The sequence below is a fragment of the Variovorax paradoxus genome, from assembly GCF_029919115.1.
In the GTDB taxonomy this organism is placed as follows: domain Bacteria; phylum Pseudomonadota; class Gammaproteobacteria; order Burkholderiales; family Burkholderiaceae_C; genus Variovorax; species Variovorax paradoxus_O.
In genome coordinates, this window is record NZ_CP123990.1 from 4,096,334 (window position 1) to 4,110,128 (window position 13,795).

Consider the following 13,795-nt stretch of genomic DNA (forward strand, 5'->3'; position numbering starts at 1 on the left):
AGCTATGCCGTGGCGGTGCGAAGCCACAGCTGCCGAACCCTGAACGTCAGCAGCGCCGCGATGCTGACGTTCAGCAGGTTCCAGCCAATGCCGTTCAGGAATGCCGCGTGGTAGCTGCCCGTCAGGTCGAAGATCTTGCCGGACATCCAACCACCCAGCGCCATGCCGAAGAGCGTGAACATCAGCACCGTACCCACGCGCGCGCCTGCTTCCGCGGGCGGGAAGTGCTCGCGCACGATGATTGCGTAAGAAGGCACGAGCCCGCCCTGGAACAGGCCGAACAGCGCCGAGATCACATACAGCGGCACCAACCCGTCGAACGGCAGGAACAGCAGCAGCGCGACGCACTGCAGCACGCCGCCAAGCAACAGCGTTCGCAGCCCGCCGATGCGGTCGCAGATGGCGCCCGACACCAGCCGGCTCACCACGCCGAAGCCCAGCATCAGCGACAGCATCTGCGCACCTCGAGCAGCGCCGTAGCCGAGGTCGCCGCAGTAGGCCACGATGTGTACCTGCGGCATTGCCATGGCAACGCAGCAGGCCACGCCTGCCACGCACAGCAGCCCCTGGGCAGTGCCCATGCTGAAGCCGAAGGGCCGCATCATGTCGCGCACCGGCGCCGCACCGGATTTAGGGCCGGCCGGCGCGGCAGCCAATGCTGGCGGCCGTGCACGAAAGAACAGCGCGAGCGCCGCCATCGCCAGGCCGCAGAAAATGCCCATGCCAATGTAGGTCTGGCGCCAGCCGACCGTCTCGATGAAGTGCTGCGCAATGGGCGGCCAGATCGCGCCGGCCACGTAGTTGCCGCTTGCGCACACCGCCACCGCAATACCGCGCCGCTTGACGAACCACAGCGAGGTGTCCGCCACCAGCGGCGCAAAAGCCGCGGCACTGCCCAGCAGCCCGACCAGCACCGCCTGCGCCGCGATGAAGGCGACGATGCCGTCGGCCATGCCGCACGCGACATAGCCCACACCAAGGCTCAACGCGCCGATCAGCAAGGGCCACATCACGCCGAAGCGATCGGCCAGCCGGCCCATCAGTACCCCGCCCATGCCGAAGCCGAGCATCAACAGGGTGTAGGGCAACGAAGCATCGGCACGCGCGACTCCGAACTCGGCCTGCACCGCGGGCAGCATCACCGAGACCACGTACATGCCGCTGCTGCCGACAGTCATGACGAGCAGCGTGAGGCCGAGCCGCACCATGGCATAGCGTGAATCGGCTTGATGGATGCTTGTCTCGGGTGTCGTCATTGTTTTTCTCCGCCGCGAGGATACCCTCGGGCACGGAGACGCATGAACGCGAGCGCGCAATAACCGGCGGCGGGTGCCGCCTGGCGCCCCGATGCGGCGAATCAGCCTGCGAACAGCACCGGCACCACGACATTCGCCGAAGCCTTGGGCATTGGCCCGCCCGGCTTGGGCTTGTCGTTGCAGCCGGCCGTCACCAGGCCGATGCAGAACAGAAGAACGAAGGCTGTGCTTCTCATGCGGCGGATGCTATGCCCGCCACCCTGCAAGTCAAGTCGGACGCGGCGCCGTGCCGCGCGGTATCGAGAAGCCGTCAGGCGGCACTCGGCCGCTCGCCGCCATGCAGCCGGCGCTCGATGTCTTCGAGCACATTGGGCAGTTCGGCCACGCTGTCGATCACGTAGTGCGCGCCCGCGGCCTGCAGCTGCGAGGTGGCGCGCTCGCGGTGTTCCTGCTGCTGTGCAGCATCGAGCGCGCTCCATTCGGCAAGCGTGAGTCCGACCGCGTTGCCGCTCACCGCAAGGCCCACGGCCCAGGTGCCCGCGTTGAGGCCTTCCTGCAGGCCGACGCCGGTGTCGTCGACCTTGACCACCGTGTGCGGCGGCCACACCCCCAAGTCGGCAAAGCAGCGGTACATCATGAGCGGCGAGGGGCGGCCTTCGGCAAGATCGCCGGCGCACACGAGGTTGTCGGGCGCATAGCCGCCAGCCGCGGCAATCAGCACCACCACTTCCATGATCGGCCGGTTGTAGCCGGTGGTCGAACCGATCTTGAGTCCGCGTTCGCGCGCGGCGTTGACGGCCTCCAGCGCGCCGGGAATGAAGCCCGCATGGTCGCGCACGCTGGCTGCATTCATCGGCGTGAATACTTCGTAGAGGCGGTCGACATCGGCATCGCTGAAGGCATGGCCCTGCGCTGCCTCCCATTGCGATGCAATGCGAGGCAGCGTGCCCAGCGCCTTGATGTGGTCCCACTTGGCCATGCCCATCGGCCCGCGTGCCTCGGTGATGGTGATGTTCACGCCGAACTGTTCGAACAGTTTCACGAATGCGCCCATGGGCGCGCAGGAACCGAAGTCGATGATGGTACCGGCCCAGTCGAAAACGACGGCCTGGAGCTTGGAGTGGTTGTGGGCGTTCATAAAAAGGGGTTGATCACCATGTCTCGAAGACGTCGTGCGCAATGCCGAAGCCGGTGCTCGCGCCGGTGCCGCTGGTGACCAGCACCACGCGCGTCGCGTCGTCGGGCGCATCGATCACGCAGGGCGCGCTCTTCGAAGAGGGATAGACGCCGGTCCACCGCTCGGTGACCTGCGCTGCTTCGAGATTGAGCGTGCTGCGCAGGTGGCGAAGGATGAGCTGGTCGACCTCTTCCATCGCAAACGGCTCGGGCGCATCGCCGTAGTGATGCGAGTCGCCGACCACCAAGGAACCGTCGGCGCTCTGCACCACGATGAGGTGAATGCCGTGCGCGAGCGAGGCGGCCTCCTCTTCCTGCAGCCGCGCGCGCAAGGCGGCGGCTTCGGGCAAGGTGCTGTAGCCCTCGTAGCGCACCAGGCTCAGGTCCATCATCACCGAGCCCGGCAGCCGAAAGCCGGCCTCCGGCTTGACGCGCAGCATCTGCAGGCGGCACAGCGTGAGCGCCTGCGCGGCAATGCGATCGGCAAACAGACCGTGCAGGTCGGTGTTGGTGCACACCACCACGCGCTCGCCGCGCAAGGTGCCGCGCGACGTCCGCACGCGCGGCGTTTCGACTTCGTGCACGGTTTCACCGAAGCGGAACACCACGCCGTGCACTTCGGCCAGCCATTTGGCGAGCAGGCCGATGGCGGTGCGCGATTCCACGCGCAACTCGTGCGGGCTGAACAGCACCGAACGTGCATCGGCCAAGCTCAGCGCCGGCGCCTTGGCCTGCGCATCGGCTGCATCGAGCAGCTCGCAGCCTTGGCCCATCGGCGTTCGCATGAAGGCTTCGAGCACATCGTGCGCCTCGCTGCGGTAGGCCGCGAGCCAGAGGTTGCGGTGCACGATGTCGATACCGGCCTGCGGCGCGATGTGCTGCCAGACCTCGCGGGCGTGCATCGCGCGGCGCCAGGTGTCGCCCGGCGCCTGGCCTGTGATGGTGATGAAACCGAAGTTGCGGATCGACGCGCCGATGCAGGCTGCGTCGCGCTCGACCACGCACACCTTGAGGCCGCGCTTCGCCGCCGCATACGCATGAGCCATGCCCACGATGCCGGCGCCGACGACAATCACGTCGAAGCTGTCTTTGCTGTTGTTGATTTGGGGTCCGGGCATTACCGGTTTCTCCAGGTTTGGGTTCGCGCAAGCGCCCAGTGCCCGGCCAGCGCGAACACGCCGCGGCCGACAGCGGCCGTGAGCATGATCAGCGAGGCCATGGCGGCGGCGGGCGCCACGTCGCCGGCATCGTCCATGTTGAGCACGGCAATGGCGGCCAGCGTGGTCTGCGGCGAGTAGAGGAACACGACGGCCGAAACAGTCGTCATCGCGTTGACGAAGAAATAGCCGCCCACGTTGAGCACGGTGGGCAGCGCCACCGGCAGGTGCACGCGCCAGAGCGTGCGCCAGAAAGGCACGCCCATCGATTCGGACACCAGCTCGTATTCGCGGTCGAGCTGGCGCAGGGCAGTGAGCGAAGTGAGGTGCGCCACCGAGAAGAAATGCGCCACGGTGCACACCACGAGGATGGTCATGCTGCCGTAGATGACGCGCAGCGGATTCGAAGGCGAGATGAAGAAGAAGATGTAGCCCACGCCCAGCACCAGCCCCGGCACGGCAAGCGGCAAGTTGGCGAGCAGATTGAGCAACTCGCGCGGCAGGCCGAAGTGGCGCGGCTTCTCGACCAGGTAGGCCGAAATGAAGGTAACGAACGCACCCGCCACCGCGGCACACACCGCGAGCCGCAGCGAGTTGAAGTAGCTGCCCCAGCCGCCGCCGTCCATGTTGCTGAAATCGTAGTTCTTGAGCGACGGCGCGAGCTTGTAGGGCCAGTAGGTAGCAAGCGATGCGAACACCGCCATGCCGATCATCACGAGGATGGCGCAGGCCGTGAGCACGCAGAACACGAGCAGCGCACGGTCGCGCGTCTTGACGGGCTCTGGCCGGTAAGGCGTGGCGCGCGCGGAGAGCGCTGCGGCCTGCTTGCTGCGCACGTGCCGCTCGACCAGGAACGACAGCACCGCCGGAATCAGCAACACCAGGCCGACCACCGCGCCCATCTGGAAGTTCTGCTGCCCGACCACCTGCTTGTAGATGTCGGTAGCAAGCACGCCAGTCTGCCCGCCGACCACCTTGGGTACGCCGAAGTCGGTAATGACCAGCACAAACACCACCATCGCCGCCACGATGAGGCCGTAGCGGGAAGACGGCAGCGTGACCGTGCGAAAGATGCGCCAGCGGGACGCGCCGAGCGTTTGCGCTGCTTCGTAAAGCCGCCCATCCGAAGTGGCCATGGCGGTGGTGAGAATCAGCAGCGCATGCGGCAGCGTCCAGAACACCGACCCCAGCACAATGCCCAGCGGGCCATAGATCGACACATCGCCCAGCAGGCCCTTGAAGATCCCCTGGTTGCCGAACAGATAGACCAGGCTGATGGCCGGCAACAGCGAAGGCGCAAGCAGCGGAATGAGCGCCACCGCACGCAGCACACCCTTGGCCGGCATGCAAGAGAGCGTGAGGCCATAGGCGTACACATAGGCAATGGCCGTGCAGATCACGGCACTGATTGCGGCAAGCCCCAGGCTGTTGAAAGCCGACTGCACCAGTGCGGGGTTCTCGAGGTAACGCGCAAAATTGGCGAGGCCGACGAACACGCCGGTGCGGTCGAAAAAGCTCTGTCCGACCAGTGCGCCAACGGGCAGCGCGACGATCACCACCAGCAGCAATACGACGAGCCACACAGCGGCGCTTGTCAGCCAGCGTTCGCGGTCGAATGCGCTGCTGCGTTGCGTCACCGTTGGAATGGTGGCGATGGCTTCGGGAGAGCTGCTCATGTCAGCAGGACCCCGCTCGCGAATTGGCGGTGGTTGAGTTCACGGCGGGTGCAAAGGCCACCGGGTACTCCCCTCCGCGAATGTCCCCCGGCCTGCGGCCTCCTCCTTTATTTCGCTGCGCCGGGGGACATTCGCGGAGAAAGGTACCCCGTCGGCGGGTGCGCGCCCCGAACCGCGCACGTCAAACACAACGCAGCAAAGAGAAAGAAGCTGCATTCAATGCGCCAAAACAGACAGCGCATTCAAAGGCAACTGGATATGCACCATGCTGCTGGGCACCAGCGGCTCGCCGCCATCGCCGCGCGCATCGGCCGGCAGCTCGGCCTCGATCTCGATACCCAACGGCTCGCAAGCCAGCCGTGCCGAGGTCCGGTTGCCGAAGAATTCCGTGTCCAACAGCCGCGCCGCAAAGCTGTTGTCGCCGAGCTCCGAACCGAAGCGCTTGACCACCACATGCTCGGGCCGAATTCCCACCGTGGCCTTCGCACCCACGCTCAGGCTGCCCGGCGCGCAAAACAACTCGCTGTCGCGCACACGCACCTTGCCATCGGCCAGCACCGTGGCGGGCAACATGTTCATGCGACCGACGAAGCCCGCCACGAAGCGCGTGCGCGGCTGGCGGTAAAGCTCGTCGGGCGTGCCGGCCTGCTCTATGCGGCCGTTGTGCATCAGCACCACGCGGTCGGCCATGGAAAGAGCTTCTTCCTGGTCGTGCGTGACCATGATGGTGACGATGCCCAGACGCTTCTGCAGCGAGCGTATTTCGCTGCGCAGACTTGCGCGCACCTGCGCATCGAGTGCCGACAACGGCTCATCGAGCAAAAGCAGGCGCGGGTTGGGTGCCAGCGCGCGCGCCAGTGCCACGCGCTGCTGCTGTCCGCCCGAAAGCTGCACCGGGTACTTGTCGGCGTGCGCGGCCAGCCCGACCAGGTCGAGCATCTCGCGCGAGCGCTTGGCCATCTCGCGGGCCAGTGCGCCCGTGGGATGCAGGCCGTAGGCAATGTTCTGCGCGGCCGTGAGGTTGGGGAACAACGCATACGACTGGAACACCACGCCGAAGCCGCGCGCCGCGGGCGGCAGGCCCGCGATGTCCTGCCCGCCGAGCAGTATCTGTCCGCTGTCGGCACGCTCGATGCCGCACACGATGCGCAGCAGCGTCGTCTTGCCGCAGCCCGAAGGTCCGAGCAGGCACACGAACTCGCCTGGCTCGATGTCCAGGTCGATGCCGTCGAGCACCCCCGTGGCGCCAAAGGACTTGCCGATGCCGCGAAGAGAAAGAAAGCTGGTCATCACATCGGCTTCTTTTCCGACTTGGATTCGTAGCGCTTCGACCATTCCGTCAGGATGCGGTCGCGGTTGGCGGCGGCCCAGGTGAAGTCGTTCTTGGCGAGCAGCTTCTCCACGTCGCCCGGCACAAACTCCAGCTTTTCCTGGATACCCGGCAGCGCGAGCACCGCAAAGTTCTTTGCATACAGCTCGTTGGCCTGCTTGGTCACGGCCCAGTCGGCCAGCGCCTTGGCGGCTTCCTGCTTCTTGCTGGTCTTCAGGATGCCGGTGGCTTCCATGTCCCAGCCCAGGCCTTCCTTGGGCAGCACGATGTCGATGGGAGCGCCGTCGCGCTTGGTCTTGTTGGCGCGGTATTCGAACGACATGCCGAGCGCGAACTCGCCGGCGCCGGCCTGGCGGCAGGGCTTGCTGCCCGACTGACTGTAGATGCCGATGTTCTGGTGCAGCGCGTCCATGTACTTCCACGCCTTTTCTTCGCCCATCATCTGGATCCAGCCCGAGACCATCAGGTAGCCCGTGCCCGATGCCGCGGGGTTGGGCATGGTGATCTGGCCCTTGTAGACCGGGTTGGTCAGGTCGGCCCAGCTGGTGGGCTTGGGCAGGCTCTTCTTCTGCGCTTCGGCAGTGTTGAAGCAGATGGCCGACGACCACACGTCCATGCCCACCCACTTGGGCGGGTTGGCCGCATCGCGCATGGTGGGCTTGATGGCGTCGAGGCCCTTGGGCGCATAGGGCTGCAGCATGCCTTCCTTGTCGAGCAGCATCAGCGAGGTGGCGGCCAGGCCCCACACCACGTCGGCCTGCGGGTTGGCCTTTTCGGCCAGCAGCTTGGCGGTGACGATGCCGGTGGAGTCGCGCACGAACTTCAGTTCGACGGCCGGGTTCTCCTTTTCGAAGGCGGCCTTGTAGGCCTGCACCTGGTCGGCCTCGAGCGCGGTGTACACCAGCAACTCGGTGCGGCCCTGGGCCGAAGCAGCAAAAGCCAGCGAGAGCAGAGCGGCCGGCACGGCGGCCCAGCGGATAGAACGACGCAGCATGGGGAATACCTCGGAAAAGAAGACGAAGCGGAAAGGAATGCGGAAGAAAAAAGTACGCACGGCTAGCGCCATGAACGCGGCGATGCTGGCAGCGGCGTGTGACAGGCATTTGTCAGAAGGCACGCGCCGGCACGGTGTTTGCGGGGCTTCGTCATGCCCTTGTCACCCCAATGCACGAAGCTCGCGCACTGCCGCCTGCGCTTTCCGCCTTTTGTTTCAGAGCCATGACACTCGACCTCGCCGAGATCGCCCGCCTGTTCGCCGAACGGGGCGAGGTCGCCTATGCAGGCGAGCCGGTGTCGCAGCTCGAGCATGCGCTGCAATGCGCGTGGCTGGCCGAGCAGGCCGGCGCGGACCACGCGCTGGTCACGGCCTCGCTGCTGCATGATCTTGGCCACCTGTTGATCGCCGAGCATCAGACGCTCTCGCGCTCACCCAGCGAACTGGGCATCGACGACCGCCACCAATACATTGCCATGCCGGTGCTGCGCGGCGCCTTCGGGCTGGAAGTGCGCGAGCCGATCCGCCTGCATGTGGATGCCAAGCGATATCTTTGCGCGACGCGGCCCGACTACTTCTCGCGGCTGTCACCCGATTCGGTGCGCAGCCTCGCACTGCAGGGCGGGCCAATGAGCGCGGAGGCCGCCCGGCGCTTTGCCGACCACCCTTGGTCGGGCGATGCAATCCGGCTGCGGCTCTGGGACGAAGAGGCCAAGGTGGCCGGGCTCCAGACGCCGCCGCTCAAGCACTTTCTGGAAATTGCGGCCCGGGTCATGCTGCGCTGAGGCTGCGGCCCCTCGGGCCTGCGCGCGCCAGCTTCAGGCCGGCTTAAGAAATTTGTCTAGGATGGCTCCCTCAAGATCTCCGCGCGCAAGCGCCTCCGAGGAAAGCCCCGCATGTCTCCTTCCGTCAACGAACGCGCGAAAACCTTCGTCCAGGTGCTGCGACGCGTCTTAGCGCTCGCGGCCCCCTACTTCCGGTCGGAGGAGAAGTGGCGTGCGCGGCTGATGTTCGCGGCCATCGTCGCTCTCAACCTGGCCTACGTTTATGCGCTGGTGCTCTTCAACCAGTGGTACGGCCGCTTCTACGACGGCCTGCAGAACAAAGACGCGGCCGTGTTCTGGCGCGAGGTCCGTGTGTTCTGCGTACTGGCCTTCTTCAATATCGCGCTGCAGGTGCTCAAGTTCTATGTGACCCAGCTGCTGCAGTTGCGCTGGCGCGCCTGGATCACGCGCAACTATCTCGGCCGCTGGATGGCCAACCGCACGTTCTACGAGCTGGAGCTCGCCCGCTATGCCAAGAGCGACGGCGCCACGCCCGACAACCCCGACCAGCGCATCCAGGAAGACATGCAGCTCTTCACCGCCGCGACCATGACGCTCTCGATGGGGCTGCTGAACGCCGTGGTCACGCTGATCAGCTTCGTGGGCATTCTCTGGGGCCTGTCGGGCACCACCGCGCTGCCGATCGGCGGCAGCACCTACGAAATCGCCGGTTCGATGGTCTGGCTCGCACTTGTGTACTGCGTGGTCGGCACGGTGATCACCCATTACATCGGCCGTCCGCTGATCGGGCTGAACTTTCGCCAGCAGCGCTTCGAGGCCGACTTCCGGCACCACCTGGTGCGCGTGCGCGAATACAGCGAGGCCATTGCGCTGGACCGCGGCGAGACGGTGGAACGCGGGCAGCTCGACCTGCGCTTTGGCGCGGTGCTGCGCAACTATCTCGCGCTCATCAAGCAGCAGAAGAATCTCGTGACCTTCACCGCCTTTTTTGGCCAGGCGGCAGTGATCTTCCCGTTCGTGGTGGCGGCACCGCGCTTCTTCAGCGGCGCAATCCAGCTGGGGCAACTGATGCAGATCTCGTCGGCCTTCGGCAAGGTGCAGGACGCGCTGAGCTGGTTCGTCGACAACTATGACAACGTGGCCTCGTGGCGTGCGACGGCCGACCGGCTCACAAGCTTTGACGACGCGATTCGTGCGCACGCCGAAAAGTCGAACGCCTTCGAACGCAGCGATGCAGAGGTGCTGCGCGCGGACGGCCTCTCGTTGAGCCTGCCGGGCGGCAGCAAGCCACTGCTCGCGAATGCAGCCCTTTCGGCCGCGGCCGGCGACAGCGTGCTGGTGCAGGGCCCCTCGGGCAGCGGCAAGTCGACGCTGTTCCGCGCCTTCGCGGGCATCTGGCCGTTCGGAAGCGGCAAGGTACAGGTGCCGGCGGACGCGATGTTCTTGCCGCAGCGGCCCTACGTGCCCAACGGCCCGCTGCGCCAGGCGCTGGCCTATCCCGAAGACGCCGCCAGGTACAGCGATGCCGAGCTGCGCCAGGCACTGGCCGACGCCCTGCTGCCTGACCTGGCCGCCCGGCTCGACGACAGCGACGCCTGGAGCCAGAAGCTCTCGGGCGGTGAACAGCAGCGGCTTGCAATAGCGCGCGTGCTGCTGAAGAAACCGCGCTGGGTCTTCGCGGACGAGATCAGCAGTGCGCTGGACGGGCCGGCCGAGCACGCGCTCTATCAGCGGCTTTCAGAGATGGTGCGTGCCCGAAACGGCGCGATGGTTTCCATTGCGCACCGCGCAGCCGTGGGCGAATTCCACACCCAGCGCTGGACGCTGGTGCCGGAGGCCGAAGGCGCCTCCGCGCGCTACCGCGTGGAGGTGACGCCCGCAGGCGGCGTTGCCGCGTAGCGTTCCCAGCCCTTCTTGCGCAGGTCGCAAGCAGGGCACTCGCCGCAGCCGTAGCCCCATGCCTGGCGGTGCTCACGGTCGCCGAGATAGCAGGTGTGGGTTTCTTCCACGATCAGGTCGACCAGCGGCTCGCCACCCAGGCGGTGCGCCATCTGCCAGGTCTCGGCCTTGTCGATCCACATCAGCGGCGTTTCGATGACGAGGCGACGCTCCAGCCCGAGCGAGAGCGCGAGCTGCATGGCCTTCATGGTGTCGTCGCGGCAGTCGGGGTAGCCCGAAAAATCGGTCTCGCAGACGCCGGTGACGATCACCTGCAGGCCGCGCCTGTAGGCCAGTGCGCCGGCAAGCGTGAGGAACAGCAGGTTGCGGCCGGGCACAAAGGTGTTAGGCAGGCCGTCGGCCTGCATTTCGAACGCCACCTCTTCCGTGAGCGAGGAGCCGCCGAGTTGCGCCAGCGCGGCGAGCGTGAGCACATGGTCTTCGCCCAGGCGCGGCGCCCAGCCTGGAAAGCGTTCGCGCAGCTTCGAAAGGATGGTGCCGCGCACGTCGAGTTCCACGCGGTGCCGCTGGCCGTAGTCGAAGCCCAGCGTTTCGACGCGCTGGTACTTGGAGAGCGCGTCCGCGAGGCAGGTGGTCGAGTCCTGGCCACCGGAGAACAGGACGAGGGCGGTGGTGTGCAGGGGCATTTCTCTTCGAGGGCAGTGGTCCGTCGCGGTACAAAAGCCCCGATTTTCGCAGCCTGCTACAGAAAGCGCTCGAGCAGCTTGCGCGAGGGGCGGTCGAGCGTCTTCACGTCGGGAATGCGGAACTGCACGCCGTGGGCACTGGCAATCAGCAGCGCGCCTCCTTCGAGCCGGCGAATATCCTCTTCGGCCTTGAGCACGAAGCTGGTTTCGCCGCGGTCGGTGCTCACCGTCCAAGTGCTGGGCACGCCGAAGCTCGACACGCCGTGCAGCTTCAGCAGCGTGGGCGCAAAGTCGCGCACCGCCAACTCTTGCTCCAGCAATGCGCGCGTTTCGGGCGGCAATACCTCGACGCGATCGATCCAGACCAGTTCGCGGCCCTCGCTGCCGACCAGCGACACGCCCTCTCCAGGCGCGCTGAGCGGAAAGGCGCGCACAGGCGTCACGCCCACGTGTGTCTCGCCGCCGGCATCGGTCAGCACAAGGCGGCCGAAGGCGTCGCGTGCAAGACTGAAAACGGGGACGGCGGCTGTGGGATTGTTGCTGTTGTTCATCACGCGTCTCCCGCCGGGTGCGCCGCATGGCTCGGCACCAACTGCATCTGGGCGCCCGCGCGTTCGTTCACCGCGCCCTCGCTGGCATCGTCGTCCGCCTGCCGCAATTGCGCCTGGTAGAGCCGCCAGTAGGCGCCCTGCTTCGCCATCAATTCGTCGTGCGGACCGACTTCGACCACCTCGCCGCGGTCCATCACCACCAGCCGGTCGGCCTTGCGCAGCGTCGACAGGCGGTGCGCAATGGCAATGGTGGTGCGGCCCTGCACGAGATTGTCGAGCGCCTTCTGGATTTCTTTTTCGGTTTCGGTGTCCACGGCCGAAGTGGCTTCGTCGAGGATCAGGATGCGCGGATCGATCAGCAGCGCGCGCGCAATGCTGATGCGCTGGCGCTCGCCGCCCGAAAGGCCCTGGCCACGCTCGCCGACGAGCGAGTCGTAGCCGTGCGGCAGGCGCAGGATGAAGTCGTGCGCATGCGCGGCGCGTGCTGCGGCCACGATTTCTTCGCGCGTGGCATCGGGCTTGCCGTAGGCAATGTTCTGAGCAATGGTGCCGAAGAACAGAAACGGCTCCTGCAGCACCAGCCCCACGTGGCGCCGGTAGTCGGCCACGGCAAAGCGGCGAATGTCGGTGCCGTCGACCTTGATGGCGCCATCGGTCACGTCGTAGAAACGGCAGATCAAATTCACCAGCGTGCTCTTGCCCGAACCGCTGTGGCCCACCAGGCCGATCATCTCGCCGGGTTCGATGGTCAGGTCCAGGTCGCGGATCACCGCGCGCGAACCGTAGCGAAAGCCTAGCCCGCTCATCTCGATGCGCCCCTGCACGCGTTCGATCTTCACCGGGTTGGCCGGCTCGGGAACGTTGCTCACGTGGTCGAGAATGTCGAAGATGCGCTTGGCGCCAGCCGCCGCCTTCTGCGTGACCGAGACGATGCGGCTCATGGAATCGAGCCGCGTGTAGAAGCGGCCGATGTACGCGATGAAAGCGGTGAGCACGCCCACGGTAATGCTGCCGCGCGCCACCTGCCAGATGCCGAAGCCCCACACCACCAGCAGGCCGATTTCGGTCAGCAGCGAAACGGTGGGCGTGAACAGCGACCAGGTGCGGTTGAGCTTGTCGTTGACCTGCAGGTTGTAGACGTTGGCAATGCGGAAGCGCTCGGCCTCGCGGCGCTCCTGGGCAAAGGCCTTGACCACGCGAATGCCCGGAATGGTGTCGGCGAGCACGTTGGTGACCTCCGACCATACGCGGTCGATCTTCTCGAAGCCCGTGCGCAGCCGGTCGCGCACCACGTGGATCATCCAGGCGATGAAAGGCAGCGGCACCAGCGTGACCACCGCCAGCAGCGGGTTGATGGACACCAGGATGACCGCAGTCATCACGATCATCAGCACGTCGTTGGCAAAGTCGAGCGCATGCAGCGAGAGAAACACGTTGATACGGTCGGTTTCCGAGCCGATGCGCGCCATGAGGTCGCCCGTGCGCTTGCCGCCGAAATAGTCGAGCGGCAACGTCAGCAGATGCTCGTACGTGGTGGTGCGCAAGTCGGCGCCAATGCGCTCCGACACCAGCGCCAGCAGGTAGGTGCGCGCCCAGCCCAGGCCCCAGCCGACCAGCGCCGCGCCGAGCAGCCCGCTCAGGTACAGCGCCACGCGCGAGGGATCGATCTTCTGCCCGTTCTGGAACGGAATCAGGATGTCGTCCATCAGCGGGATGGTCAGGTACGGCGGCACCAGGGTCGCGGCAGTGGAAATCAGGGTCAGGAAGAAACCCGCGATCAGCTGCTTGCGGTAAGGCTTGGCAAAGCGGCCCAGGCGCAGCAGCACCCACGTCGAAGGGGGCGTCTGCAGTTCGGCGTCTGCAGTGGCCGGGTCGTCGCCGTCGGGCTCCGCTGTCGCCTCGGCGACAACGCCGTTCACCCGCTGGCCGAACAGTTTGAGCAACCGCAGCGCGGCAGGCTGGTTGGCCAAGGTGTAACGCCAGCGCGCAAGCCGGCCTTTGGCGCCCACCAGATCGAGGGTGCCAACGCCTGAATGGTCGTTGAGATACAGTTCGACAGATTCGTCCGCTAGTGACCACTCACACCATTGCCCGCCCGGTTGCAGCGCCAGCAGCCGCCGGTCGGTCAGTGCCACCAGGCCAAACGTAAACAGAAGTTCATCGTCAAGGTCAACCGGTAATGTGACCAGAACGTTTTCCGCGGCAGTGAGCCGGCTTTTCAGCGCGTCTGATGCCGCCTCTGTTTCGCCCTCCCGGGTGCCGACTGGATCGTGATGTTGCATTGT

Annotated in this window: 12 protein-coding genes; 2 read left to right on the forward strand and 10 right to left on the reverse strand. The window is 66.0% G+C overall.

All coding sequences use genetic code 11. The features are described from left to right. Positions 1-2: 2 nt before the first annotated feature. From QHG62_RS19740 to QHG62_RS19770, 7 genes are all read right to left on the reverse strand, one after another. Positions 3-1,256 carry an MFS transporter gene (locus tag QHG62_RS19740; protein ID WP_281147383.1) on the reverse strand — a complete coding sequence of 418 codons (1,254 nt, stop codon included), beginning with the start codon at positions 1,254-1,256 and terminating at the stop codon, positions 3-5. 101 nt (positions 1,257-1,357) lie between these two features. Next, positions 1,358-1,492, reverse strand: a complete 135-nt coding sequence (locus tag QHG62_RS19745; RefSeq protein WP_281147384.1) for a hypothetical protein — start codon at positions 1,490-1,492, stop codon at positions 1,358-1,360. A 74-nt stretch (positions 1,493-1,566) separates the two neighbouring features. Continuing rightward, on the reverse strand, positions 1,567-2,394 hold the full coding sequence (gene phnX, locus QHG62_RS19750) for a phosphonoacetaldehyde hydrolase (RefSeq protein WP_281147385.1): 828 nt from the start codon (positions 2,392-2,394) through the stop codon (positions 1,567-1,569). Between the two features lie 13 nt (positions 2,395-2,407). Next, entirely contained in the window at positions 2,408-3,550 is a 1,143-nt protein-coding gene (locus QHG62_RS19755; protein WP_281147386.1) for a TIGR03364 family FAD-dependent oxidoreductase, read from the reverse strand. Next, complete coding sequence (locus QHG62_RS19760; protein WP_281147387.1) at positions 3,550-5,265, reverse strand: putative 2-aminoethylphosphonate ABC transporter permease subunit; 1,716 nt, start codon at positions 5,263-5,265, stop codon at positions 3,550-3,552. The genes QHG62_RS19755 and QHG62_RS19760 overlap by 1 nt, the downstream gene beginning before the upstream one ends. A gap of 216 nt (positions 5,266-5,481) precedes the next feature. Then, a complete protein-coding gene (locus tag QHG62_RS19765; RefSeq protein WP_281147388.1) occupies positions 5,482-6,555 on the reverse strand; it encodes an ABC transporter ATP-binding protein in 1,074 nt (357 codons plus the stop codon). Further along, positions 6,555-7,589 carry a putative 2-aminoethylphosphonate ABC transporter substrate-binding protein gene (locus QHG62_RS19770; RefSeq protein ID WP_281147389.1) on the reverse strand — a complete coding sequence of 345 codons (1,035 nt, stop codon included), beginning with the start codon at positions 7,587-7,589 and terminating at the stop codon, positions 6,555-6,557. Before QHG62_RS19770 ends, QHG62_RS19765 begins: the two co-directional genes overlap by 1 nt. A gap of 224 nt (positions 7,590-7,813) precedes the next feature. Between QHG62_RS19770 and QHG62_RS19775 the strand changes: the two genes are divergently transcribed. Continuing rightward, entirely contained in the window at positions 7,814-8,374 is a 561-nt protein-coding gene (locus tag QHG62_RS19775; RefSeq protein ID WP_281147390.1) for a phosphonate degradation HD-domain oxygenase, read from the forward strand. 111 nt (positions 8,375-8,485) lie between these two features. After that, positions 8,486-10,273 carry an ABC transporter ATP-binding protein/permease gene (locus QHG62_RS19780; RefSeq protein ID WP_281147391.1) on the forward strand — a complete coding sequence of 596 codons (1,788 nt, stop codon included), beginning with the start codon at positions 8,486-8,488 and terminating at the stop codon, positions 10,271-10,273. Here QHG62_RS19780 and queC read toward each other — a convergent pair. The 3 genes from queC to QHG62_RS19795 are packed head-to-tail and all read right to left on the reverse strand — an operon-like array spanning position 10,231 to position 13,792. Next, entirely contained in the window at positions 10,231-10,959 is a 729-nt protein-coding gene (gene queC / locus QHG62_RS19785; RefSeq protein ID WP_281147392.1) for a 7-cyano-7-deazaguanine synthase QueC, read from the reverse strand. The genes QHG62_RS19780 and queC overlap by 43 nt on opposite strands. Before the next feature lie 56 nt (positions 10,960-11,015). After that, on the reverse strand, positions 11,016-11,510 hold the full coding sequence (locus tag QHG62_RS19790) for a DUF1854 domain-containing protein (protein ID WP_281147393.1): 495 nt from the start codon (positions 11,508-11,510) through the stop codon (positions 11,016-11,018). After that, positions 11,510-13,792, reverse strand: a complete 2,283-nt coding sequence (locus QHG62_RS19795) for an ABC transporter ATP-binding protein (protein WP_281147394.1) — start codon at positions 13,790-13,792, stop codon at positions 11,510-11,512. Before QHG62_RS19795 ends, QHG62_RS19790 begins: the two co-directional genes overlap by 1 nt. Positions 13,793-13,795: the final 3 nt, after the last annotated feature.